We start from the raw sequence: 24,103 nt of genomic DNA, 5'->3' as shown, positions 1-24,103 counted from the left end.
CCGCCGCGAGCGCCGTAGGCTGTTTGCGTGCTCTTGCTCGCTCTGGATACCGCCACCCCCGCCGTCACCGTCGCGCTGCACGACGGCGACGACGTCATCGCCTCCTCCAGTCAGGTGGACGCCCGCCGCCACGGGGAGCTGCTGCTGCCGGCGATCGACCGGGTCCTCGCCGAAGCGGGCCGGGGGCTGGACGCGGTCACCGGCATCGTCGTCGGCATCGGGCCCGGTCCGTACACGGGACTGCGCGTCGGCCTGATGACGGCCGACACCTTCGGGCTCGCCCTCGGGGTCCCCGTGCACGGCGTGTGCACGCTGGACGGCCTCGCTCACGCCGCCGCGGTGGACGGCCCCTTCGTGGTGGCGACCGACGCCCGCCGCAAAGAGGTCTACTGGGCGCGGTACGCGGACCCGCACACCCGGGTGACCGACCCGGCCGTGGACCGGCCCGCCGACATCGCCGAGCAGGTCAAGGGCCTGCCCGCGGTCGGCGCGGGCGCGCTGCTCTACCCCGAGACGTTCCCCCGTGCCCACGAACCCGAGCACGTGTCCGCCGCCGCGCTGGCCCGGCTGGCCGCCGGGAGACTCGCGTCCGGAGCGGAACTGCCCGCCCCCCGGCCGCTGTACCTGCGCCGTCCCGACGCCCAGGTCCCCAAGAACTACAAGGTGGTCACCCCGAAGTGACCGGAGCCGAGACTGTCGTGCTGCGTGAGATGCGTTGGTGGGACATCGAGCCCGTCCTGGAACTCGAACGCGAACTGTTCCCGGAGGACGCCTGGTCCCGCGGGATGTTCTGGTCCGAGCTCGCCCATGCCCGCGGCCCGGGGGCGACCCGGCGGTACGTGGTCGCCCAGGAGGGCGACCGGATCGTCGGCTACGCCGGGCTCGCCGCCTCCGGCGCGGCGCAGGACGGGGAACCGGACGGGGCCGCGGCCGGTGAGCGCGCGGGCGATTCACCCGGCGGCGGGTTGGCCGGCGGCGACTCCCCGGCAGGCGGCTCACCGGGCGGCGGCGCCGACGTCCAGACCATCGCCGTCACCCGGGACCACTGGGGGACCGGCCTGGGCTCGCGGCTGCTGACCGACCTGCTGCGCGCCGCGACCGCGTTCGAGTGCTCCGAGGTGCTGCTGGAGTGCCGGGTCGACAACGTCCGCGCCCAGAAGCTCTACGAGCGCTTCGGGTTCGAGACCATCGGGGTCCGGCGCGGCTACTACCAGCCGGGGAACGTGGACGCCCTGGTGATGCGCCTGACCGACCCCTCCACCCCGCCCACCGCCCCGGACCGATCCGCGAACGGCGTACAAGGAACCGAGAACCATGGCTGACGAACCCCTCGTTCTGGGGATCGAGACCTCCTGCGACGAGACCGGTGTCGGTGTCGTGCGCGGCACCACCCTGCTGGCCGACGCCGTCGCGTCCAGCGTCGACGAGCACGCCCGCTTCGGCGGTGTGGTCCCGGAGGTGGCCTCCCGCGCGCACCTGGAGGCGATGGTCCCCACCATCCGCCGTGCGCTGAAGGACGCCGGGGTGAGCGCCCGCGACCTCGACGGCATCGCCGTCACCGCCGGCCCCGGCCTGGCCGGCGCGCTCCTGGTCGGCGTCACGGCGGCCAAGGCGTACGCCTACGCGCTGGGCAAGCCGCTGTACGGGGTCAACCACCTCGCCTCCCACATCTGCGTCGATCAGCTGGAGCACGGCTCGCTCCCCGAGCCGACGATGGCCCTGCTGGTGTCCGGCGGGCACTCCTCCCTCCTGCTGTCCGCCGACATCACCTCCGACGTCCGCCCCCTGGGCGCGACCATCGACGACGCGGCGGGCGAGGCCTTCGACAAGATCGCCCGGGTGCTGAACCTCGGCTTCCCCGGCGGCCCGGTCATCGACCGGTACGCGCGCGAGGGCGACCCGGACGCCATCGCCTTCCCGCGCGGCCTGACCGGCCCGCGCGACCCGGCGTACGACTTCTCCTTCTCCGGGCTGAAGACGGCCGTGGCCCGCTGGATCGAGGCCAAGAGGGCGGCGGGGGAGGAGGTGCCGGTGCGCGACGTGTCGGCCTCGTTCCAGGAGGCGGTCGTGGACGTCCTCACCCGCAAGGCCGTGCGCGCGTGCAAGGACGAGGGCGTCGACCACCTGATGATCGGCGGTGGGGTCGCCGCCAACTCCCGTCTGCGGGCCCTGGCCCAGGAGCGCTGCGACGCTGCCGGCATCCGGCTGCGTGTCCCCCGCCCCAAGCTGTGCACGGACAACGGCGCGATGGTCGCCGCCCTGGGCGCGGAGATGGTGGCCCGCAACCGGCCGGCCTCCGACTGGGACCTCTCGGCCGACTCGTCCCTGCCGGTGACGGAACCGCACGTGCCAGGCACCGCGCACCTCGAGGACGACGGGCGGGCCCCCTCCCACGGGCACCCGCACGGTCACAGCCACAGCCACAGCCACAGCCACGACCACGTGCACGAGACGGCCAAGGAGAACCTGTACTCATGACGGTCGCCCTGATGTGGGAGGCCCGCGCGCTCCCCGGGCGCGGCCCCGGCCTGCTGGCCTGGGCCGAGGAACGGCTGCGGGACCTCCCCGGGGAGCCTGTCCGCCGCGAGATCCTCCGGGCCCCGCAGGACCGGGTCCTGGTGATCACCTGGTGGGACGCCCCGTACGACGCGGACCTGCCCGAACTCCCCGAACCGGACGAGGGGACGACCGCCCGGCCGGTGCACCGCTGGCGGTTCGAGTCCGTCGGCGGCGCGTGACGCCCCGTCCCGCCGGGGAGGAATGAGCCGGGCCGGAACGGGCGGGGAGGGGCGGACAGGGACGGGGAGTCGGCGGGCCGGGAACGCGTGGGGAACGACGGGGGAGTCGGAGGGCCGGAACGCGCGGGCAGCGATGAGGGAGTCGGCGGCCGGGCGGAGACGGCTTCGGCCGGGGGTGGCCCCGCCGCGGAGGCCGGCCGGTGCGGCGCCTCCGGCGCTGCGGAGCCCCGCGAGAACCGACGACCGCGAATGTTTAGCCCCTGAGGGCGAAAGTTCCGGGCACAGGTCGTTTCTTATATGGCTTCCCGAGCACTTCGCCACCGGCCCCCACGGGGTTACGATCGCCGCCATGACTTCCCCGCAGCCTGCCGAAGCCCGGCCGCGACGGCGCACCGCACAGTCCGCGACCCTCGCCGAGATCGCCCGTGAGGCGGGTGTCTCCGCGCCGACTGTTTCGAAGGTGCTCAACGGCCGCGCCGACGTCGCGCCCGGCACCCGCAACCGGGTGGAGGAGCTGCTGCGCGCCCACGGGTACCGGCGCCGCCGGGCCGAGGCCACCCGCTCGCCGCTGATCGACCTGGTCTTCCACGAACTGGAGAGCGCCTGGGCGATGGAGGTCATCCGGGGCGTGGAGAACGTCGCCAGGAGCACCGGGCTGAGCGTCGTGCTGTCCGAGAGCGCCGGACGGCTCACTCCGGGCCGCACCTGGGCCGACCAGGTCGCCGCCCGCCGCCCGCACGGCGTGATCCTCGTCCTCTCCGGCCTGGACGCGTCCGGGCAGGCGCTGCTGACCAGCCGTTCGATCCCTTTCGTGGTGATGGACCCGGCCGGCGACCCGGGCACCGACGTGCCGTCCATCGGCGCCACCAACTGGCAGGGCGGGCTCGCTGCCACCCGCCACCTCATCGAGCTCGGCCACACCCGGATCGGCGCCATCAGCGGGCCCTCCCGGATGATGTGCAGCCGCGCCCGCGTCGACGGCTACCGGGCCGCCCTGGAGACCGCCGGACTGCCGGTGGACCCGGGGCTGGTCGTCACCGGCGACTTCCACCACGAGGCCGGCTACCGGCAGGGCCTCGCCCTGCTGCGCCGGCCCGACCGGCCCACCGCCGTCTTCGCCGGCAACGACCTGCAGGCGCTCGGGCTGTACGAGGCCGCGCGCGAGCTGGGACTGCGGATCCCGGAGGACGTCAGCGTGGTCGGGTTCGACGACCTGCCGATCGCGCGCTGGGTGGGACCGCCGCTGACGACCGTCCGGCAGCCGCTGACCGAGATGGCGGAGGCGGCGGCGAGGCTGGTGCTCGACCTCGGCCGCTCCGACGAGGCGCCGGCCGCGACCCGGGTCGAACTGGCCACCAGCCTGGTCGTGCGCAGCAGCACGGCACCCCCGGGGGGCGCCGCGTAGAGCCTCCGGGGAGGCCGTCCGGCCGCTTGCGGCGCTCCCGGCGGGCCGCTGACGCTCCGCCCGGTGAGACGCTGACGGTCGCCCGGCGGTCGCGGGCAGGGCGAGGCCGGTCGCGGGCGGGGCGCTCACGGCGCTGGGGGCGCGTGGGGAACTGGCGAGCGCGGGCGGGCGCGAGGATCTGACGCGGGTGCGCGGGTGCGCGGGCCATCGAGGGCCGCGGGCGGGTGCGCGGGAAACTTCGGAGAATGTCCGGGAGGCGTGTCGAATCCGGCGTCGTCCGTTCGACGCAGGGGTGAGAGGCCGGGAAGGACCCGGTCCGCACGACACGAGGAGTCACCATGCCGCGTTACCTCTCCATGATCCGGATCGACGAGAACAACGCCCCCGCCGAGGGCCCCAGCCCGGAGCTGATGCAGCGCATGGGCGAGCTGATCGAGGAGATGACCAAGGCGGGCGTCCTGCTGGACACCGCCGGACTCACCCCGACCGCACAGGGGGCCCGGGTGCACTACGAGGGCGGTGAACTGTCCGTCACCGACGGGCCGTTCACCGAGAGCAAGGAGGTCGTCGGCGGCTACGCCCTGCTGCAGGCCAAGGACAGGGCCGAGGCGATCGAGTGGACCAAGCGGTTCCTGAAGGTCCACGAGCCGCACTGGACGGTGACCTGCGAGGTGCGCGAGGTCGTCGAGGCCTGAGCGGGCGGCGGCTGGACCCGGGACGCGCGGGAGGGCCCGTCCCGTCGGACGCAGGCCGGTCCGGCCCGCCCACCCCGCCTGTTTGGCCCGGCCGCCGTACCGGTGTCTGATGGTGGGCTGTGACACCGCAGCCCACCACAGGCCCCTGTGACGGCGGAGGCGGAGACGGGACCGGCGGCACCGCCGGCGCCCGTTCCTCCGGGCGGCCGGACGCCCCCGCGCCCGTCGATGCCGCCGCGCCCTCGGGGCCGGAGCCCACCGGGACCGCCGCGACCCCGCCGGCCGCGCCGCGCGCCGGTACCGCCCCGGGCACCGGCAGTGCGCCGGCCGACGCCGCCGCGCGGACCATCGACGCCGTCTTCCGCATGGAGTTTCCCCGGCTGGTCGCCGGGGCCGCCCGGATCGTCCGGGACGTCGGCATCGCCGAGGGGCTCGCTCAGGACGCCCTCGTCGCCGCGCTGGAGCGGTGGCCGTCCGACGGCGTGCCCGACAACCCGGGCGCCTGGCTGATGACCACGGCCCGCCGCCGTGCCGTCGACCTGATCCGGCGTCGCGAGACGTACGCCCGCAAGCTGGCGGAGATCGGGCGGGACCTCCCGGCCGCGGTGCCGCCCGAGGAGCCCGCCGACCCGGACGCGATCGACGACGACCTGCTCCGGCTGGTGTTCACCGCCTGCCACCCCGTGCTGTCCGCCGAGGCCCGGACCGCCCTCACCCTGCGTCTGCTCGGCGGGCTGACGACGGCCGAGATCGCCCGGGCGTTCCTGGTCCCGGAGCCGACGGTCGCCCAGCGCATCGTGCGCGCGAAACGCACGCTGGCCACCCGGAACATCGCCTTCGAGGTGCCCGGCGGCCCCGACCGTGAGGCCCGCCTCGGGTCGGTCCTGGACGTCATCTACCTGATCTTCAACGAGGGCTACGCCGCCACGGCCGGCGACGACTGGCTGCGCCCCGCCCTGTGCGAGGACGCGCTGCGGCTGGCCCGGGTGCTGTCCGGGCTGATGCCGGACGAACCGGAGGTGCACGGACTGACCGCACTGCTGGAGTTCCAGTCCGCCCGCGCCGCCGCGCGCACCGGCCCGGACGGCGAGCCGGTGCTGCTCAAGGACCAGAACCGGGCCCGCTGGAACCGCCTGCTCATCGCCCGGGGCGTCACCGCCCTCGGCCGCGCCGAGGCCGTCTCCGCCGGGGCACCGGGGCCGTACGCCCTCCAGGCCGCCATCGCGGCCTGTCACGCCCACGCGCTCCGCTACGAGGAGACCGACTGGGCCCGCATCGCCACCCTGTACGGCGTGCTCGCCGCCCGGGCGCCGTCGCCGGTCGTCGAACTCAACCGCGCGGTCGCCGTGTCCATGGCCGAGGGTCCGGCCGCCGCGCTGCCCCTCGTCGACGCCCTGACCGGGGTGGCGGCGCTGCGCGACTACCACCTGCTGCCCAGCGTGCGCGGCGACCTGCTGGCCCGCCTGGGCCGCACCGGGGAGGCCCGCGCCGAGTTCGCGCGGGCCGCCGCGCTCACCCGCAACGAGCGGGAACGGCGGATGCTGCTGCGACGGGCGGAGGAGACGGGCGCATAGGCGCACGAAGAGGGCACGCGAAGACGGCACGTGAAGACGGCGCGCGAAGAGGCGCGAGCAGACCCGAGCCGGTGCGGAAGTCCGGCGGCCGTGCTCTCCGCGACGCCCGCCGACTCCGTGACCGCCCCGGCGACCGCCCCGGCTCTTCCCGGGCCGCCCCGGCGTCGCCCCAGTGGCTCCGGCTCCGGCCGCGTCCGGGAGGAGGTCGCGGAACCCGAGGGCGCTGACCCCGAGGGCGCGGTACCCGAAGTCGCGTAACCCGGGGGCGCGGGACCCGGGGCAGGAGCTTTCGCGGGGGAGGACCCCAGGGGTGCGGCGCGCCGGTGTTGGTGTCACGTCACGGGGTGGCCCAGCAGCATCGTCGGGGCGCCCGCCACGCGGGTCAGGAAGACCGTGACGGCGGCGCTGCCGTGGGGCTTGGGCAGGACCTTGCGGCGCAGCTCCTCCGGTTCCACCGCCGAGCCGCGCTTCTTCACGGTCAGCGTGCCGACCCGGCGCTCCCGCAGGAGGGCCTTCAGCTTCTTGGCGTTGAACGGCATCCGGTCGGTGATCTCGTAGGCGGTGGCGTACGGCGTCGGGCGGTGGGTGTCGGCGGTGACGTACGCGATGGTCGGGTCGAGGAGCCCGCCGTCGAGCTCCTGGGCGACCTCGGCGACCAGGTGCGCGCGGACGACCGCGCCGTCCGGCTCGTACAGGTACCGGCCGGGCGGACGCACCGCCGGGTCGGGCAGGCCGCGCGAGAGGAGGGTGCGCGGCCCGGGCAGCAGGGTCGCCCGGACCGTGCCCGGGGGCACCTGCTGCTCGGGGCCGCACCACAGCACGGCCTCCTTCACCTCCCCGCCGTCCGAGATCCACTCGGCGGCGAAGTCCTCGGGAACGGCCTCGTGCGGAATGCCGGGCGCGACCTTGAGCGCGGCGGCGCGTGTCGCCGCGCGGGCCGCCCCGACGGCCCAGGACAGCGGGGGCGAGTACGCCTCGGGGTCGAAGACCCGGCCCCGGCCGCCCCGCCGGGCCGGGTCGACGAAAACGGCGTCGTACCCGCCCGTGTCGACATCAGCGACGTCGGCCTCCCGCACCTCGATCAGACCGTCGAGCCCCAGGGCCTGCGCGTTCGCCCGCGCCACCGCCGCGGTCAACGGGTCCCGGTCCACCGCCAGGACCCGGATCCCGGCGCGGGCCAGCGCGACCGCGTCCCCGCCGATGCCGCAGCACAGGTCCGCCACCGAGGTCACGCCCCGCTCCACGAAGCACCGCGCCCGGTACGCCGCCACGCTCGCCCGGGTCGACTGCTCGACGCCGTGGGGCGTGAAGAACATCCGGGCGGCGTCCTCCTCCCCGAACTTCGCCACCGCCCGTTGCCGCAGTCGCGCCTGGCCGAGTGCCGCCGACACCAGCTCCGCCGGGTGGGTGCGGCGCAGCCGGGTGGCGACGGCGAGTTCCTGCGCGGGGGAGGTGTCGCGCACCTCGTCGAGGAGGGCGCGGCCTTCGGGGGTGAGGAGCGGGGCGAGGTCGTTCACCGGGTCATTGTGGGCCAGTCGGTGGACCGCGCGCGTCCCGCCGCGGTGTCGGGCCGGGGCCGGGGGGACGGGCTGCGAGGATCCGGCACCATGCGAGTAGTAGGACAAACTGATAAAAGGTCGGCGCGCGGAAGGAGGCGGACCGGTCTCGCCGCTCTCGCCCTCGCCGCCCTCGCCGCGGGCTGCGGCCAGGGTGCCGCCACCGAGGTCCAGGGGGCCGGGGGCCGGCAGCCCCTGAACGCGCCCCCGGCCCGCGCCCTCGACTCCTATGCCGACAAGCTCCACGCCCGCCACGCGGCCCGGGCCGCCGCCGCCCGCAGCTGGGGCCTGAAGCAGACACCGCTCACCGCCCCGGCACCGCCCGCGCGCAAACCGACGATCACCACCCGCAAGGGCTTCGAGGTGGAGGGGCACCGGCGGCTGGGCCTCCCCCCGGTCTTCACCACGGTCCCGACGGACCAGAAGGTCGTCTTCCTCACCATCGACGACGGCGCCGAGAAGGACCCGGCCTTCCTGCGGATGATGAACGAACTGCAGGTCCCGTACACCGCCTTCCTCAGCGACTACGTGGTCAAGGACGACTACGCCTACTTCGAGAAGATGCGGGACCTGGGCGTCGGCCTGCACAACCACACGCTCCACCACCCCTACCTGCCCAAGCTCTCCTACGACCGGCAGAAGCGCGAGATCTGCGGTATGCAGCGGGTGATCGAGAAGCGGTACGGCGAGCGCCCCGTCCTGTTCCGCCCGCCCTTCGGCAACTACAACAAGGACACCCTGCGCGTCGCCAAGTCCTGCGGCATCACCCACGTGCCTCTGTGGAACGAGGAGGTGTTCGCCGACCGCTGGGACTACCGCGAGTGGGACCGCAAACTGCGCCCCGGCGACATCGTCCTCAGCCACTTCCGGGGACGGGACGACTGGAAGGGCACGATGCCCGACATGATCCGCCGCTTCCTCGACAAGGTCACGGCCGAGGGCTACGCGGTGGGACGCCTGGAGGACTACCTGTGAGGCGGGGCCCGGCGACCACGCTCCGCCTCCTGGCCGCCGGTGCCGCCGCCCTGCTCACGACCCTCGCGGCCTGCGCCACCCCCGCCGCCGGACCCCCCGGCGGCACCGCCCGGCACGGACACGGCGCCGCAGCACACGGAACGGGCGGCCACGACGGCCCCGGGGCGGACGGCGGCGCCGGGGCGGACGGCGGCGCCGGGGCGAGTGACGGCACCCGGGCAGGGGACGGACCCGGGAAGGGTGACGGAACCGGGGACGGTGACGGGTCCGGGGACCGTGACGGGTCCGCAGCGGACGCCGGCGCCGGCGTCGGTGCGGGTGAGGACGCGGGGGCACGGGCCGGGACCGGGGCAGGCGCGGGGGACGGCACCGGAAGCGGAGCGGGGCGGTCGGCGGGCGGGGGCGGGGAAGCCCGGGCGGGGAATCACCTTCCCCCCGTGATCGACCGTGTCCCGACGCGCGACCGGGTCGTGTTCCTGACCTACGACGACGGTGCCGGACGCGACCCCGGGCTCATCGACCTGATCCGCGACCGCCGTCTGCCGGTCACCCTGTTCCTCACCGACGCCGTGGCCGGTCCCGGGTACGGCCGCTTCGCCCGGCTGCGGGCGGTCGGCGCCGGCCTGCAGAACCACACCCTGGACCACCCCTCCCTGCGGGGCCTGCCCTACGCGGGCCAGCGCGCCGAGATCTGCGGCCAGCAGCGCAAGCTCAGGGCCCGCTTCGGGGTCCGGGCCCGCTTCCTCCGCCCGCCCCACGGCACGTACGACTCCACGACGCTGCGCGCCGCCGCCGACTGCCACATCGCCGCGGTGGTCCTGTGGAGGGCCACCGTGCAACCGGACGGCACCCTCGCCGACGCCCGCGGTCCGTACCGGCCGCGCCCCGGCGACATCATCCGCGTCCCGTCGGACGGAGCGCCGGCGCCGTCCCTCCGGGAGCGCACGGAACGGCTCCTGGCCGAGCTGGACGGGCACGGCCTGACGGTGGCCTCCCTGGAGGACCACTGGGACGCCGCCGGGTCACCGGCCGCCGACGGACACCGCGACGCCTCGGCCCCGCCCTCCGGCGGCACGCCACCCGGCGATGCGCGGCCCCGCGGGACGGCCCCCGGGAGCACCTGAGGCCCGGCGCGGACGGCGCACCCGTCTCCGACGCGCGGCACGCAATTGGCACTCCGCTTGACCGAGTGCTAATCGCGGTCATAGTCTCGGGTCTGGCACTCCCCCCTGGAGAGTGCCAACAACGCGACGGGCAGGTCCGGCACCCGCGACGACGGATCGACCTGGTCGCCACCTCAGACAGTTAACCCCGTGAGATCTCCGAAGGGGGAGGTCGGATCGTGACGACCGCCAGCTCCAAGGTTGCCATCAAGCCGCTCGAGGACCGCATCGTGGTCCAGCCGCTCGACGCCGAGCAGACCACGGCTTCGGGCCTGGTCATTCCGGACACCGCCAAGGAGAAGCCCCAGGAGGGCGTCGTCCTGGCCATCGGCCCGGGCCGGATCGAGGACGGCAAGCGCGTCGAGCTCGACGTGAAGGTCGGCGATGTCGTGCTCTACAGCAAGTACGGCGGCACCGAGGTGAAGTACAACGGCGAGGAGTACCTCGTCCTCTCGGCTCGCGACGTCCTCGCGATCGTCGAGAAGTAAGCCACCTCGAAGCACATTTGCTCGAACTGCGCCCCTGGCCCCCGCCATCGCTGAGAAGCCGGGCGCCCGGGGCGCAGTGTTGTCATCCAGAATTCCGAGAGGGCTCCCGCTGCCATGGCGAAGATCCTGAAGTTCGACGAGGACGCCCGTCGCGCCCTCGAGCGCGGCGTCGACAAGCTGGCCGACACGGTGAAGGTGACGATCGGCCCCCGGGGCCGCAACGTCGTCATCGACAAGAAGTTCGGCGCCCCCACCATCACCAACGACGGTGTCACGATCGCCCGTGAGGTCGAGGTCGAGGACCCGTACGAGAACCTCGGCGCGCAGCTGGTGAAGGAGGTGGCGACCAAGACCAACGACATCGCTGGTGACGGCACCACCACCGCCACCGTGCTCGCCCAGGCCCTGGTCCGCGAGGGCCTGAAGAACGTGGCCGCCGGTGCCTCTCCGGCCGCCCTGAAGAAGGGCATCGACGCGGCCGTCGCCGCGGTCTCGGAGGACCTGCTCGCGTCGGCCCGCCCGATCGACGAGAAGTCCGACATCGCCGCCGTGGCCGCGCTGTCCGCCCAGGACCAGCAGGTCGGCGAGCTCATCGCCGAGGCCATGGACAAGGTCGGCAAGGACGGTGTCATCACCGTCGAGGAGTCCAACACCTTCGGCCTGGAGCTCGACTTCACCGAGGGCATGGCCTTCGACAAGGGCTACCTGTCGCCCTACTTCGTCACCGACCAGGAGCGTATGGAGGCCGTCCTCGACGACCCGTACATCCTGATCACGCAGGGCAAGATCAGCGCGATCGCCGACCTGCTGCCGCTGCTGGAGAAGGTCATCCAGGCCAACTCCTCCAAGCCGCTGCTGATCATCGCCGAGGACGTCGAGGGCGAGGCCCTGTCGACCCTGGTCGTCAACAAGATCCGCGGCACCTTCAACGCCGTCGCCGTGAAGGCCCCCGGCTTCGGTGACCGCCGCAAGGCGATGCTCCAGGACATGGCCGTCCTCACCGGCGCCACGGTCGTCTCCGAGGAGGTCGGCCTCAAGCTGGACCAGGTCGGCCTGGACGTGCTCGGCTCCGCCCGCCGCGTAACCGTCACCAAGGACGACACCACGATCGTCGACGGCGGTGGCAACAAGGAGGACGTGACCGGTCGCGTCGCCCAGATCAAGGCCGAGATCGAGACCACCGACTCCGACTGGGACCGCGAGAAGCTCCAGGAGCGCCTCGCGAAGCTGGCCGGCGGCGTGTGCGTGATCAAGGTCGGCGCCGCCACCGAGGTGGAGCTCAAGGAGAAGAAGCACCGTCTGGAGGACGCCATCTCCGCGACCCGCGCCGCGGTCGAGGAGGGCATCGTCTCCGGTGGTGGCTCCGCGCTGGTCCACGCCGTCAAGGTCCTCGAGGGCAACCTCGACAAGACCGACGACGAGGCCACCGGTGTCTCCGTGGTCCGCAAGGCCGCCGTCGAGCCGCTGCGCTGGATCGCCGAGAACGCCGGCCTCGAGGGCTACGTGATCGTCTCCAAGGTCGCCGAGCTGGAGAAGGGCAGCGGTTACAACGCCGCCACCGGCGAGTACGGCGACCTGATCAAGGCCGGCGTCATCGACCCGGTCAAGGTCACCCGCTCCGCCCTGGAGAACGCCGCTTCCATCGCCTCCCTGCTCCTCACGACCGAGACCCTGGTCGTCGAGAAGAAGGAAGAGGAGGAGCCGGCCGCCGCGGGCCACGGCCACGGCCACGCCCACTGAGGCACCCGCCCGTCCGGTGAAGCCCCCGCTGCCCGTCAGGGCGCGGGGGCTTCCCCATGCCCTGCACGCGCACGACCGGGCGCGGGCGGGCGTGCGCCGCAGCCGCCCGGTCGCGCGGTCGCGCGGTCGCGCGGCCGACGCCGGGATCTCGGAACTCCGGCGGGGCTCGCGTCCGGGGTGAGGATTTCGTGGGGCTCGCGTCCGGGGTGAGAGCTTTGGCGCGGTCCGCGCACGGGTTGAGGGTTTCGGCGGGGCTCGCGTCCGGGCAGAGGGGGGCTTCGGCGCGGTCCGCGCACGGGCTCAGAGCTCCGTGGGCTCCAGGGCACCGAGTTGCGCCATCAGGCCCAGCCGGTCGTACTGCCACCAGCCCTCGGCGATCCGGCCGCGGTCGTCGAAGCGGAAGACGGTCGTCCCCGTCATGGCCGCCTTCTTGCCCGTGGCGGGGATGCCCAGGAACTCGCCCTTCTGCGTGCCCTCCCAGGACCACCGCGTGCACACCCGGTCGCCCTCGGCGAACTGGTCCTCGATCCGGAGGACGAAGTCGAACCCGTCCCGCCAGACGTCCATCTCGCGCCGCAGGTGGTCCAGCCCGATCACGTCCTGTTCGTTGGCCGGATCGTGGTCGCGGTAGTGCTCCGCGACGATCCCGGCCATCGGGGACAGGTCGCCGTCACCGGCCAGCACCTCGAAGAACCTCCGCGCGGTACCGGTGTGCAGCTGTGCGTCCCGTACGACGTCCAGGTTCGTGAACGTCGGGGAGCCGTCGCACAGGGCCACCATCTCCCGGAAGATGCGGTCGGTCTCCGGCAGCCGCGAGTTGCGCATCGCCTCCTCGTACGACGGGAACTCCACGATCTCGATGAGGTGCGACGCATCCGAGCGGTCCTTGGCGACCACCGCGTGCGTCGCCGTCCGCTTGCCCCTGGACTGCTCGACCCACTGGTCCATGAGCCGGTTGATGTCGTCGAAGCGGTTGGTCCTGCAGTCGATGAGCTGGACGAAGGTCATCACGTTCACCTCCGGCCCCCCTGCGTTCCGGGTCCGGGTCCGGTCAGAAGCCGCCACCTCATTTTCCCACCGGACCCCGGTCGCCACATCGCCTCACCGGGCGGGCGGCGACCGGACACCGTCGCCCGGTGAGCGGCCGGCGCACCTGCCGTGCGCCGGCACACCCCTCGCGGGCACCGCCTCCCGGGCACCGCCGGCAATGCGGCAGGCCGGCCGCCGAGCGCGGCACCGCACCGGCACGCACCCCGCCACCGCTTCCGCCGGTGGCCCGGGGAGAGGGGGCCGGGTGTCACCGGCGCTGCCCCTGGGGCTTCGCCACCGCTTCTGCCCGCACCTTGTCCGACGGCACTTTGTCAGCCGGTACCGACGGCACTTTGTCCGCCGGTACCGGCGCGGCACGGGCACCGGCGCCGGCACCGGCACCGGCACCGGCAAGGACCCTGGCGCCCCGGCAAGGCCCCTGGCGCCCGTGCGTTCCTGGATGGTGACGTGCTGGACGGAGCTGTTCTCCCCACAGCGTCCCGTCCGTCCCGTCGTCCCGTTCGTCCCGTCCGGAACCGGCCGCTTCCCCTGTTCGCGCCAGGCCCTACTGCGGGCCGTATTTCCGTCCCGTACGGGAGGTGATCCCGCCGAGCAGCCCGCGCGGGACCAGCTTCGCCGCACCCATGAGCGCCTTGTAACGCGGGTCGGGGATCGACACCGACTTGCCGCGGGCCAGATCCGCCAGCCCGGCCTCGGCCACCTTGTCGGCGTCCAGCCACATCCAGTTGGGGATGCTGTCCGTTCCCATCCCCGCTCGCTCGTGGAATTCGGTGCGCACGAATCCCGGGCACAGTGCCATCAGGCGTACCCCGCTGCCGGCCAGGTCCTTGGCCGCACCCTGGGTGAACTGCACGACCCACGCCTTGGACGCCCCGTAGGTCCCCCGCGGTACGAACGCCGCCACGGAGGCCACGTTCACCACGCCGCCGCGTCCACGTTCCCGCATCGCCTCGGCCGCCGCCGAGGTCAGGCGCAGCACGGCCTCGCAGTGCACCTTGATCATCCGCAGCTCGTCGGCCATGGAGACGTCCAGGTAACGGCCCTTGTTGCCGAATCCGGCGTTGTTGATCAGCAGGTCGACGGGGTTCTTGCGGTCCCCGAGACGGTCGGCCACCGCCTCGATGCCCTCGTCCTCCGCCAGGTCGGCCGAGAGCACCTCGGCCTCGATGCCGTGCAGGTCGTGCAGCTCGGTCGCCTGCTCCCGCAGCCGGGCGATGTCTCGGGCCACCAGCACCAGGTCATGTCCGTCGGCCCCCAGCCGCCGCGCGAACGCGGCACCGATGCCTGCCGTCGAACCCGTAATCAGAGCCGTTGTCATGGCGCAAGACTAGTTACCCGGAGGCAAGCCGTCCGCTCGGTGTCCCCGCCTCCGGCGGTGCACGGGAGCCCGGCCCGCCTCCACCGTGCGCCGCCCCGCGCCCGTGGCCCTGGTGCCTCGCGTGGTCTGCGTGACCGGGGTGGGCGCGCCGGGTGACCACCGGACTCACCACGGCATCCGTCCACCACCGGGCGAACAGGGCGCCGATGGTCACCGCCAAGGCGGTGACCATCGAACTCAGTGCGACGACGAGGCGCTTCCGGCGGAAGCCGCGACGGGAGGCACCGGGCGGGACTTCTCCGCCCGGCGCCGCGCTGGGGGTCGGGTAACGAGGCATGCAACGAGCCTCGTGGATCACTGTCCTCCGGACATCGGGGAACCGCCCCCAGTCACCCCGGAGACAACCCGCGGCCGCGGTCCGGGGTTTCCCCTTAGGAGCCGTCTGCGGTCTGCCATCCTGCCGTCAGCCGAGCGTCATCTGCCGACCGTCATCTGCCGTCAGCCGACCGTCATCTGCCGTGTGGCGTCGGCCCTGTGACTCAGCCGTGTGGCGCCGGCCGTCTGGCGTCGGTCGTCCGCCGTCCCCCGCGTGCCATGCCCGTGGCTGTCGGCCCGTCAGCCCGCGCGCACAGTTCCGGACTCCGCGGAGTCCTGGCGCTTCTCGGCCCTGCCGGACTTCCTGGTCGTGTCGGGCATCCCGCCGTCGTCGTCGTTCTCGTCGGCCCTCTCGTTCCTGTCCGGCCTTCCGGCCTCCCTGGACCTCTCCACGTGGGCCCGTGCAGCCGCCAGGGACTCCGGGTGGAGCGCCGGCCCCGCCGCCAGCAGCCGGGGGAGCAGCGTCCGGTCCGTCGTCATGGCCCGGAACTGCAGGGCGACCGTCACGTCGTGAGCAGGGCGGTGCACGATGCGCACCGGGTCGCCCGCCCGTATCTCACCCGGGCGCACGACGCGCAGATACGCCCCCGGCGCACCCCGCTCGGTGAACCGCTTCACCCAGCCCTTCTCACCCAGATGCCCCTGGAAGGTGCGGCACGGAATGCGTCCGCTCGTGACCTCCAGGATCACCTCGTCGCCGATGGCCCAGCGCTCGCCGATCAGCGCGCCGGACACCTCGACGCCCTCCGTGGTCAGGTTCTCGCCGAAGCATCCGTGGGACAGGGTCCGCCCCAGGGTGCGTTCCCACGCGTCGAGATCCTCCCGGGCCATCGCGTAGACGGCCTGGTCGTTCCCGCCGTGGTGCCGGGTCTCGCACACCGCGTCCCCGGCCAGCCCGCTGCCCCCGACACCCTTGGGTCCGGGTGCGGCCACCCGGACGGGCCCGTCCACCGGTCGCTTGTCGATGCCGGTCACGCCCTCGGGCTGGGACGTGTAGGTGACGGGCCGGGGGCGCCCCAGGTTCACAGAGAGAAGCCGCATGAGCGAACGGTAGGCGATGCGGGTCAAAGCGTCGACGGAGTTCGGGGCCGGACGTCAAAGGATCGCTTATCCTTGCCGGTGTGATCGAAGCCCGTCACCTCCGTGTGCTGCGCGCCGTGTCCGCCAGCGGTTCCTTCTCCGCGGCGGCCCGCGAGCTGGGCTGCACCCAGCCCGCCGTCAGCCAGCAGATGAAGGCTCTGGAGGCGTCCGTCGGCACTCCGCTGCTCGTCCGCAGCGGCCGCGAGATGCGTCTGACCCAGGCCGGCGAGGCGCTGGTGCGGCACGCGGCCGGGATCCTCGCCGGGCTCACCGCCGCCGAGGAGGAGGTCGCGGCCATCGCCGGGCTGCGGGCGGGACGGGTGCGACTGGTGTCCTTCCCCAGCGGCAGTTCCACCCTGGTGCCGGCGGCGCTGGCCGCGCTGCGCGACGCGCACCCCGGGACCCGGGTGTCCCTGGAGGAGGCGGAGCCGCCCCGTTCCGTCGGACTGCTGCGGGACGGCGACTGCGACGTGGCCCTCGCGTTCCGCTACGAGGGGGCGGCGGGCGCCGAGGAGTGGGACGACCTCGTCGTCCGGCCGCTGCTGTCGGACCGGCTGGTGGGCCTCGTCCCGGAACGGCACCGGCTCGCGCGCGCCGAGTCCGTCGCCATCGGGGAACTCGCCGACGAGCCGTGGATCGCGGGCTGTCCGCGCTGCCGCGGGCAGTTGGTGGAGGTGTGCGAGACGGCCGGCTTCACCCCGCACATCGACTTCGCCACCGACGACTACCCGGCCGTCGCCGGTCTGGTCGGCGCCGGCCTCGGTGTGGCGGTGCTGCCGCAGCTGGCCGTGGAGTCCGTCCGGCCCAGGGGCGTGCGCACGGTCCGCCTGGAGCCCGCGGTGCGGCGTGAGATCGTCGCCCTCACGCTTCCAGATCTCGCCCAGGTCCCGGCGGTCGCCGCGACGCTCGACCACCTCGCGCGGGCTGCCGCCCGGTAGCGGAGCGGCGCGGCCCGGCCGTCACCCCCGCCGCGCGATCGCCTGCGGCGGCCGAACGGTGATCACCTCCAGCGACAAAACAAGGGCACCTGCGTGCCCCCTGCGGAGAAACGTTCCTTCAGTTGTTCGAAGCGGCGTGCCCGCCGCCGGCCGACGCCGACACCAGCCGGTGCCGCGCCCGCCCCATCAGTTCTTCGCGCTCGTCCTCGGTCAGTCCGCCCCACACGCCGTACGGCTCGCGTACCGCCAGCGCGTGGGCCGCGCACTCGGCGCGCACCGGGCACCTCATGCAGACCTCCTTGGCCGAGTTCTCGCGAGCGCTTCGCGCCGCACCGCGCTCGCCCTCGGGGTGGAAGAAGAGGGAGCTGTCCACCCCGCGGCACGCAGCCAGGAGCTGCCAGTCCCACAGGTCCGCGTTCGGTCCGGGAAGGCGGGAGAAATCTGCCATTGCGTGACCCCTTGTAGCCGTTCTGGGCGGATCTGGTGTCCACGACCGTACAACTACGATCCAAGGAGATGAAAATATGACTCATTGCGAATCTAGTCGCAGACACCAACAAGAGGGAAGAAAAGGGTCTAAATGGGGCACGGGTTGTGATGAATCGTGGAGGGTCTGCGCGCATGTCTGCACCGTGTCCGCGTCCTCACGTAGAGTGCCGAAGATGGCAGACGGCCCCGTAACTCTTTCGAGTGACCGTCGTTGAGAGTGCGAGGCGGTTGAAGGAACAAGCGCTCGGGCGGGCGTCCGAGACGGTCGACCGCACAGGTGACGATTTCGTACCAGCCTGGAGGCTCAAGGTGACGCGCATCAGCTGCGGAGGGCGGCCATGACTTCCGTCCTCGTCTGCGACGACTCCCCGCTTGCCCGAGAGGCGCTTCGCCGCGCGGTCGCGACCGTGCCCGGCGTGGAGCGCGTGACGACGGCGGCCAACGGCGAGGAAGTCCTCCGCCGCTGGGGCGCCGACCGCTCGGACCTGATTCTGATGGACGTACGCATGCCCGGCCTGGGCGGCGTCGAGACGGTCCGGCGGCTGCTGTCCGCCGACCCCGGTGCACGCATCATCATGCTCACCGTGGCCGAGGACCTCGACGGCGTGGCGCTCGCCGTCGCCGCCGGGGCCCGCGGCTACCTGCACAAGGACGCCTCCCGCGCGGAACTGCGCGCGACCGTCACGCAGGCCCTCGCCGACCCGACCTGGCGGCTCGCCCCGCGGCGGCTGCGCTCCGCCGAGATGGGGGCCGCGCCCACACTCACCGCACGGGAGATCCAGGTCCTGGAGGGCATGAGCCACGGCCGCTCCAACGCGGAGATCGGCCGTGAGCTGTTCCTCTCCGAGGACACCGTGAAGACGCACGCGCGGCGCCTGTTCAAGAAGCTGGGCGCCTCGGACCGGGCCCACGCGGTGGCGCTCGGATTCCGGTGGGGTCTGGTGCGCTAGGGCCTGTCCTTCGGATCGGACCGGACGCGGTGCCCGGCACCGTACGGCGACCGGCGAGCGGGGGCACGCCGATGCCCCCGCACGGCCCGCACCCGCCGTCACCGGTGACCGACGGCGCCTGTGGCGCGGCGGCCGGCCCGTCGCTCCGGCGGGGGCCGTGGCCGGGCCGGAGGAGACCGGGGCCCTGCGACGCCGGGCCGATCCGAACGACAGGTCCCAGGGCCTCCCGGAGCTGCCGTGACGCACCCCCCTCGACGTGCCCCCACCAGGGCGGGGAGGGTGCTCGCCGGATGCCCGCTGCTCGTTTCGCCGCGGATGACGCATCCTTGAGGTGTGGAGTTCCTCGGGGACGGGTCGGTCGAGCGGAAGGGGAGGGCGCAAGGGATGAGTTTCGGCGCACCTGCTCATAACGCTTCGGTGCACAACCAGGGACGCGGTGCCGCGGACCCGACGGCCGCAAGGCACCATGGACCGATGCGCGACGACGAGGCGGGCACTGCCCAGGGGGCGATCGGTGCGCTCGTCCATCGCGCGGTCGACGGCGACGAGCAGGCCACCCATGATCTGCTGGCGCACGTCCACCCCCTGGCCCTGCGCTACTGCCGCACCCGGCTGTCCCGCCTCCCGGGCGACGCCCGGCACTTCGTCGAGGACCTCGCCCAGGAGGTCTGCGTCGCGGTGCTGCTCGCGCTGCCCCGCTACAAGGACACCGGGCGCCCCTTCGAGGCGTTCGTCTTCGCCATCGCCGCGCACAAGGTCGCCGACCTGCAGCGGGCCGCCATGCGGCACCCCGGATCGACGGCCGTGCCCTCCGACGAGATGCCCGAGCGCCCCGACGACTCGCTGGGGCCGGAGGAGCGTGCCCTGCTCAGCAGTGACGCCGAATGGGCCAAGAAGCTGCTGGCCAACCTGCCCGAGAACCAGCGCGAGCTGCTCCTGCTGCGCATCGCGGTCGGCCTCACGGCGGAGGAGACCGGTCAGATGTTGGGAATGTCACCCGGCGCCGTCCGGGTCGCCCAGCACCGTGCGCTCAGCAGACTGCGCGCCCTGGCCGAGCAGTAACCCTGCACCGCGGCCGCCTCTTCGGCCCCTGAACGGGCAGCGGAGCGGACCCGTACGAACATACGAAGACCGGAGCCCTGCTTGATCGTGGAATGAGCCACCCGTCCTTCCCGTTAGCATGGGCATCCGCACCGATCAAGGCCATTTGGGGAAGGTGTCATGACTGCCAACGTCGACGGAGTGCCCGGAAAATTCGCGACACTCGGGCTGACCTACGACGACGTGCTGCTGCTGCCGGGCGCGTCGGACATGGCGCCCGACGACATCGACACCGCCTCGTACGTCTCCCGGAACGTGCGGGTCAACATCCCGCTGCTGTCCGCCGCCATGGACAAGGTGACCGAGTCCCGCATGGCGATCGCGATGGCCCGCCAGGGCGGCGTCGGTGTCCTGCACCGCAACCTGTCCATCGAGGACCAGGCCAACCAGGTCGACCTGGTGAAGCGCTCCGAGTCCGGCATGGTCACCGACCCGATCACCATCCACCCCGATGCCCTGCTCGCCGAGGCCGACGCGCTGTGCGCCAAGTTCCGCATCAGCGGCGTCCCCGTCACCGACGGCAACAAGCGGCTGCTCGGCATCGTCACCAACCGCGACATGGCCTTCGAGACGGACCGCTCCCGCCAGGTGCGCGAGGTCATGACCCCCATGCCCCTGGTCACCGGCAAGGTCGGGATCTCCGGCACGGACGCCATGGAGCTGCTGCGCCGGCACAAGATCGAGAAGCTGCCGCTGGTCGACGACCACGGCGTGCTCAAGGGCCTGATCACGGTCAAGGACTTCGTCAAGGCCGAGCAGTACCCGAACGCCGCGAAGGACGGCGAGGGCCGGCTCCTGGTCGGCGCCGCGGTCGGTGTCGCCGGTGACGCGTTCGAGCGCGCCCAGGCCCTGATCGAGTCGGGCGTCGACTTCATCGTCGTCGACACCGCGCACGGCCACTCCCGGCTGGTCGGCGACATGGTCGCCAAGATCAAGTCGAACTCCTCCGGCGTCGACGTCATCGGCGGCAACGTCGCCACCCGCGACGGGGCCAAGGCCCTCGTCGACGCGGGCTGTGACGGCATCAAGGTCGGCGTCGGCCCCGGCTCCATCTGCACCACGCGCGTCGTCGCCGGCGTCGGCGTTCCGCAGGTCACGGCGATCTACGAGGCCGCGCTCGCCGCCAAGGACGCCGGTGTCCCGGTCATCGGCGACGGCGGCCTGCAGTACTCGGGCGACATCGCCAAGGCCCTGGTCGCCGGCGCGGACACGGTCATGCTGGGCTCGCTGCTCGCCGGCTGCGAGGAGTCCCCCGGCGAGCTGATGTTCATCAACGGCAAGCAGTTCAAGTCGTACCGCGGCATGGGTTCCCTCGGCGCCATGCAGACCCGCGGCGACCGCAAGTCGTTCTCCAAGGACCGCTACTTCCAGGAGGGCGTCGCCTCCGACGAGCAGCTCGTCCCCGAGGGCATCGAGGGCCAGGTCCCCTACCGGGGCCCGCTCGCCTCCGTCGTCCACCAGCTGGTCGGCGGCCTGCGCCAGTCGATGTTCTACGTCGGCGGCCGGACCGTGCCCGAGCTGCAGGACAACGGCCGTTTCGTCCGGATCACCTCCGCGGGCCTCAAGGAGAGCCACCCGCACGACATCCAGATGACGGTCGAGGCACCGAACTACAGCCGCCAGTAGCGGCCGTCTCAGGCGAGGGCGGCTCCGGACGGATCCGGGGCCGCCCTCGCCGTACGTCCGGGGCGGTGGCCGTCGTCACCGTCGGGGATACTGGAAGGCGCTGCAACGCATCAGGGAAAGGCCACAGACGTGACTGAGATCGAGATCGGGCGCGGCAAGCGCGGCCGCCGGGCGTACGCCTTCGACGACATCGCGGTCGTCCCCAGCCGCCGTACGCGGGACCCGAAGGAGGTCTCGATCGCCTGGCAGATCGACGCCTACCGCTTCGAGCTGCCGTTCCTGGCCGCTCCCATGGACTCGGTCGTCTCGCCGGCCACGGCGATCCGCATCGGCGAGCTCGGCGGCCTCGGTGTGCTGAACCTCGAGGGCCTGTGGACGCGCCACGAGGACCCGCAGCCGCTGCTCGACGAGATCGTCGGCCTCGACGCGGACACGGCGACCCGCCGCCTGCAGGAGATCTACGCCGCCCCCATCAAGGAGGAGCTGATCGGGCAGCGCATCAAGGAGGTGCGGGACTCCGGCGTCGTGACCGCCGCCGCGCTCTCCCCGCAGCGCACCGCCCAGTTCTCCAAGGCCGTGGTGGACGCGGGCGTCGACATCTTCGTCATCCGCGGGACCACCGTGTCGGCCGAGCACGTCTCCAGCTCGCACGAGCCGCTGAACCTCAAGCAGTTCATCTACGAGCTCGACGTGCCGGTGATCGTGGGCGGCTGCGCCACCTACACGGCCGCCCTGCACCTGATGCGCACCGGCGCGGCGGGCGTCCTCGTCGGCTTCGGCGGCGGCGCCGCGCACACCACGCGCAACGTGCTGGGCATCCAGGTGCCGATGGCCACCGCGGTGGCCGACGTGGCCGCGGCCCGTCGCGACTACATGGACGAGTCCGGGGGCCGGTACGTGCACGTCATCGCGGACGGCGGCGTCGGCTGGTCCGGCGACCTGCCCAAGGCGATCGCCTGCGGTGCCGACTCCGTGATGATGGGTTCCCCGCTCGCGCGGGCGACCGACGGCCCCGGCAAGGGCCACCACTGGGGCATGGAGGCCGTCAACGAGGAACTGCCGCGCGGCAAGAAGGTCGACCTCGGTACGGTCGGCACCATCGAGGAGATCCTCACCGGCCCCTCGCACACCCCGGACGGTTCCATGAACTTCTTCGGCGCCCTGCGCCGCGCCATGGCGACCACCGGGTACAGCGAGCTCAAGGAGTTCCAGCGCGTCGAGGTCACGGTCGCGGACTCGGAGCACAAGCGGTAACGACGCCGCGCGTTTCCGCCGCCCACGCCGACGAAGGCCGGCCGCCCCCACGACGGGGGCGGCCGGCCTTCGTCATGGAGGAGGGCGCGGGGCGGTGCCGGAACCCTCCGACGCGGGAGGCGCATGGGGGCGGGCCCCCGCGGAGCGCGTGGGCAGTGGCAGCGGCAGTGGCAGTGGCAGAGGCAGCGGCAGCGGTAAGAGGCCGCGAGGGCGTGGCGCTCGTCGGGCGGCCCCTCTCACAAGCGGTGCGCCGCCCCCGTCGGGGTCGCGCCGCGCGTGTCCAGCAGCAGCTGTGCCTTCACCGACAGGCCCTGGAGGTCATAGGTGCGGTGCTGCTGGAGCAGGATCGTCAGGTCGGCGTCGGCCGCCGCCTCGTAGAGGGAGTCGGCTCGCGGGACGGGGCGGCCGAGGACGCTCCACGAGGGGACGTGGGGGTCGTGGTAGCTGACCGAGGCCCCCAGCTCCATCAGCCGGACCGCGATCTCCCGGGCGGGACTTCCCTGCTGGTCGGCGAGATCGGCCTTGTAGGTGACCCCGAGCAGCAGCACCCGTGCACCGCGCGCGGACTTGCCGTGCTCGTTGAGGAGGGCGGCGGCACGCTGGACGACGTAACCGGGCATCCCGTTGTTGACCTGCTGCGCCAGTTCGGCCATCCGCAGGGTGCGGCCGGTACCGGTGGTCGGGCTGTGGGGAGCGGCGTGCCCGCCGACGCCCGGGCCGGGGCGGAACGCCTGGAAGCCGAAGGGCTTGGTCTCCGCGCAGCGGATGACGTCCCAGAAGTCGACGCCGAGGTCGTGGCAGAGGACGGCCATCTCGTTGACCAGGGCGATGTTCACGTGCCGGAAGGTGCTCTCCAGCAGCTGCACGGTCTCCGCCTCACGCAGCCCGCGCGCCCGGACGACCTTGTCGGTGAGCCGGCCGTAGAAGGCGGCGGCGGACTCGGTGCAGGCGGGGGTGAGGCCGCCGATGACCTTGGGGGTGTTCGCGGGCGTGAAGTCACGGTTGCCCGGGTCGACCCGGCTGGGGGAGTGGGCGAGGTGGAAGTCGCGGCCGGCACGCAGCCCCGACCCCTGCTCCAGGAGCGGCCGGATGAACCCCTCCGTCGTTCCGGGCACCACCGGGGATTCCAGGATCACCGTGGTGTGCGGACGCAGCCGGGGAGCGAGGGTGCGGGCGGCGGCCTCCACCTGGGACAGGTCCGGCTCGCCGTCGGCGCCGCGCGGGGCCGGCGCGCAGATCAGGACCGTGCGCACCCGGCCCAGCTCGGCGGGGCCGGCGGTCACGCGGAAGCCCTGCGCGAGCATGCGGCGCAGCTCTGCGGGGCTGAGGGAGCCCGCCTCGGGCCCGGTCCGGTAGCCGATGGTGGGGATGCCTGCGGCGACGGCGGCCTGGGCCGTCGGCAGGCCGTACGGGCCGAGACCGATGACGGCGAGATCTGCGGGCATGGCGTGGACCGTCCTTCCCGATAGCCGAAGTGGGACAGGTGCGCAAGCCCGGTGGACAGGACGGGCGAGCGCAATGTCAGACTAGGAGTAAATATGACCGATATGCGGGATTGATCGGCTGAGTTTCGGAGAGTCGTCCTCCG

General features: G+C 73.1%; 20 protein-coding genes and 2 pseudogenes. 16 read left to right on the top strand and 6 right to left on the bottom strand.

What is annotated here, in order from left to right; genetic code table 11:
• The first annotated feature begins 27 nt into the window (after positions 1-27).
• From tsaB to ACSU53_RS12015, 7 genes are all read left to right on the top strand, one after another.
• Entirely contained in the window at positions 28-681 is a 654-nt protein-coding gene (tsaB, locus tag ACSU53_RS12045) for a tRNA (adenosine(37)-N6)-threonylcarbamoyltransferase complex dimerization subunit type 1 TsaB (RefSeq protein WP_437027190.1), read from the top strand.
• Positions 678-1,322: a GNAT family N-acetyltransferase gene (locus tag ACSU53_RS12040; protein WP_437027188.1), complete on the top strand. Its 645-nt coding sequence runs from the start codon at positions 678-680 to the stop codon at positions 1,320-1,322. The genes tsaB and ACSU53_RS12040 overlap by 4 nt, the downstream gene beginning before the upstream one ends.
• Positions 1,315-2,478 (top strand): tRNA (adenosine(37)-N6)-threonylcarbamoyltransferase complex transferase subunit TsaD, encoded by a 1,164-nt coding sequence (tsaD, locus tag ACSU53_RS12035; protein ID WP_437027186.1) that lies wholly within the window; start codon positions 1,315-1,317, stop codon positions 2,476-2,478. The genes ACSU53_RS12040 and tsaD overlap by 8 nt, the downstream gene beginning before the upstream one ends.
• Entirely contained in the window at positions 2,475-2,738 is a 264-nt protein-coding gene (locus tag ACSU53_RS12030) for a hypothetical protein (protein WP_437027184.1), read from the top strand. The genes tsaD and ACSU53_RS12030 overlap by 4 nt, the downstream gene beginning before the upstream one ends.
• Before the next feature lie 349 nt (positions 2,739-3,087).
• Positions 3,088-4,143 (top strand): LacI family DNA-binding transcriptional regulator, encoded by a 1,056-nt coding sequence (locus ACSU53_RS12025; protein ID WP_437027183.1) that lies wholly within the window; start codon positions 3,088-3,090, stop codon positions 4,141-4,143.
• 338 nt (positions 4,144-4,481) lie between these two features.
• The gene (locus ACSU53_RS12020; protein WP_437027181.1) at positions 4,482-4,838 is read left to right on the top strand and encodes a YciI family protein; all 357 of its coding nucleotides are present in this window, start codon (positions 4,482-4,484) and stop codon (positions 4,836-4,838) included.
• A 365-nt stretch (positions 4,839-5,203) separates the two neighbouring features.
• Positions 5,204-6,412, top strand: a complete 1,209-nt coding sequence (locus ACSU53_RS12015; RefSeq protein WP_437027179.1) for an RNA polymerase sigma factor — start codon at positions 5,204-5,206, stop codon at positions 6,410-6,412.
• Between the two features lie 332 nt (positions 6,413-6,744).
• Here the strand turns inward: ACSU53_RS12015 and ACSU53_RS12010 are convergent, their stop codons facing one another.
• Positions 6,745-7,929 carry a class I SAM-dependent methyltransferase gene (locus ACSU53_RS12010; RefSeq protein WP_437027177.1) on the bottom strand — a complete coding sequence of 395 codons (1,185 nt, stop codon included), beginning with the start codon at positions 7,927-7,929 and terminating at the stop codon, positions 6,745-6,747.
• Between the two features lie 90 nt (positions 7,930-8,019).
• Between ACSU53_RS12010 and ACSU53_RS12005 the strand changes: the two genes are divergently transcribed.
• From ACSU53_RS12005 to groL, 4 genes and pseudogenes are all read left to right on the top strand, one after another.
• Positions 8,020-8,943 carry a polysaccharide deacetylase family protein gene (locus ACSU53_RS12005; RefSeq protein WP_437027175.1) on the top strand — a complete coding sequence of 308 codons (924 nt, stop codon included), beginning with the start codon at positions 8,020-8,022 and terminating at the stop codon, positions 8,941-8,943.
• 311 nt (positions 8,944-9,254) lie between these two features.
• A pseudogene (locus ACSU53_RS12000) lies at positions 9,255-10,067 on the top strand (polysaccharide deacetylase family protein); the annotation flags it as partial.
• Between the two features lie 218 nt (positions 10,068-10,285).
• Positions 10,286-10,594, top strand: a complete 309-nt coding sequence (gene groES, locus ACSU53_RS11995; protein ID WP_073932713.1) for a co-chaperone GroES — start codon at positions 10,286-10,288, stop codon at positions 10,592-10,594.
• 114 nt (positions 10,595-10,708) lie between these two features.
• Positions 10,709-12,334 (top strand): chaperonin GroEL, encoded by a 1,626-nt coding sequence (gene groL / locus ACSU53_RS11990; RefSeq protein WP_437027173.1) that lies wholly within the window; start codon positions 10,709-10,711, stop codon positions 12,332-12,334.
• Between the two features lie 300 nt (positions 12,335-12,634).
• Here the strand turns inward: groL and ACSU53_RS11985 are convergent, their stop codons facing one another.
• The 3 genes and pseudogenes from ACSU53_RS11985 to ACSU53_RS11975 all read right to left on the bottom strand — a co-directional run.
• On the bottom strand, positions 12,635-13,342 hold the full coding sequence (locus ACSU53_RS11985) for an ester cyclase (protein WP_437027171.1): 708 nt from the start codon (positions 13,340-13,342) through the stop codon (positions 12,635-12,637).
• A gap of 586 nt (positions 13,343-13,928) precedes the next feature.
• On the bottom strand, positions 13,929-14,702 hold the full coding sequence (locus ACSU53_RS11980) for an SDR family NAD(P)-dependent oxidoreductase (protein WP_437027170.1): 774 nt from the start codon (positions 14,700-14,702) through the stop codon (positions 13,929-13,931).
• Positions 14,703-15,461: 759 nt separating this feature from the next.
• Positions 15,462-16,118, bottom strand: a pseudogene (locus ACSU53_RS11975) (MOSC domain-containing protein); the annotation flags it as partial.
• Positions 16,119-16,198: 80 nt separating this feature from the next.
• Between ACSU53_RS11975 and ACSU53_RS11970 the strand changes: the two are divergent.
• Positions 16,199-17,095, top strand: a complete 897-nt coding sequence (locus tag ACSU53_RS11970; protein WP_437027168.1) for a LysR family transcriptional regulator — start codon at positions 16,199-16,201, stop codon at positions 17,093-17,095.
• Positions 17,096-17,213: 118 nt separating this feature from the next.
• On the opposite strand, the gene ACSU53_RS11965 is transcribed toward ACSU53_RS11970, so the two are convergent.
• Positions 17,214-17,543 (bottom strand): WhiB family transcriptional regulator, encoded by a 330-nt coding sequence (locus ACSU53_RS11965; RefSeq protein WP_362090676.1) that lies wholly within the window; start codon positions 17,541-17,543, stop codon positions 17,214-17,216.
• A gap of 379 nt (positions 17,544-17,922) precedes the next feature.
• On the opposite strand from ACSU53_RS11965, the gene ACSU53_RS11960 reads away from it, so the two are divergent.
• From ACSU53_RS11960 to ACSU53_RS11945, 4 genes are all read left to right on the top strand, one after another.
• Entirely contained in the window at positions 17,923-18,534 is a 612-nt protein-coding gene (locus ACSU53_RS11960) for a response regulator transcription factor (RefSeq protein WP_003948568.1), read from the top strand.
• A gap of 474 nt (positions 18,535-19,008) precedes the next feature.
• Positions 19,009-19,596 (top strand): sigma-70 family RNA polymerase sigma factor, encoded by a 588-nt coding sequence (locus ACSU53_RS11955; protein WP_164338721.1) that lies wholly within the window; start codon positions 19,009-19,011, stop codon positions 19,594-19,596.
• A gap of 159 nt (positions 19,597-19,755) precedes the next feature.
• Positions 19,756-21,261 carry an IMP dehydrogenase gene (gene guaB / locus ACSU53_RS11950; protein ID WP_437027165.1) on the top strand — a complete coding sequence of 502 codons (1,506 nt, stop codon included), beginning with the start codon at positions 19,756-19,758 and terminating at the stop codon, positions 21,259-21,261.
• 129 nt (positions 21,262-21,390) lie between these two features.
• Positions 21,391-22,515 carry a GuaB3 family IMP dehydrogenase-related protein gene (locus ACSU53_RS11945; protein ID WP_432055045.1) on the top strand — a complete coding sequence of 375 codons (1,125 nt, stop codon included), beginning with the start codon at positions 21,391-21,393 and terminating at the stop codon, positions 22,513-22,515.
• A 236-nt stretch (positions 22,516-22,751) separates the two neighbouring features.
• Here the strand turns inward: ACSU53_RS11945 and ACSU53_RS11940 are convergent, their stop codons facing one another.
• Complete coding sequence (locus tag ACSU53_RS11940) at positions 22,752-23,960, bottom strand: nucleotide sugar dehydrogenase (protein WP_437027163.1); 1,209 nt, start codon at positions 23,958-23,960, stop codon at positions 22,752-22,754.
• Positions 23,961-24,103: the final 143 nt, after the last annotated feature.

It is taken from the genome of Streptomyces sp. enrichment culture, assembly GCF_964273255.1.
Lineage (GTDB): Bacteria > Actinomycetota > Actinomycetes > Streptomycetales > Streptomycetaceae > Streptomyces.
This window is presented reverse-complemented; position numbering and strand designations above follow the sequence as displayed.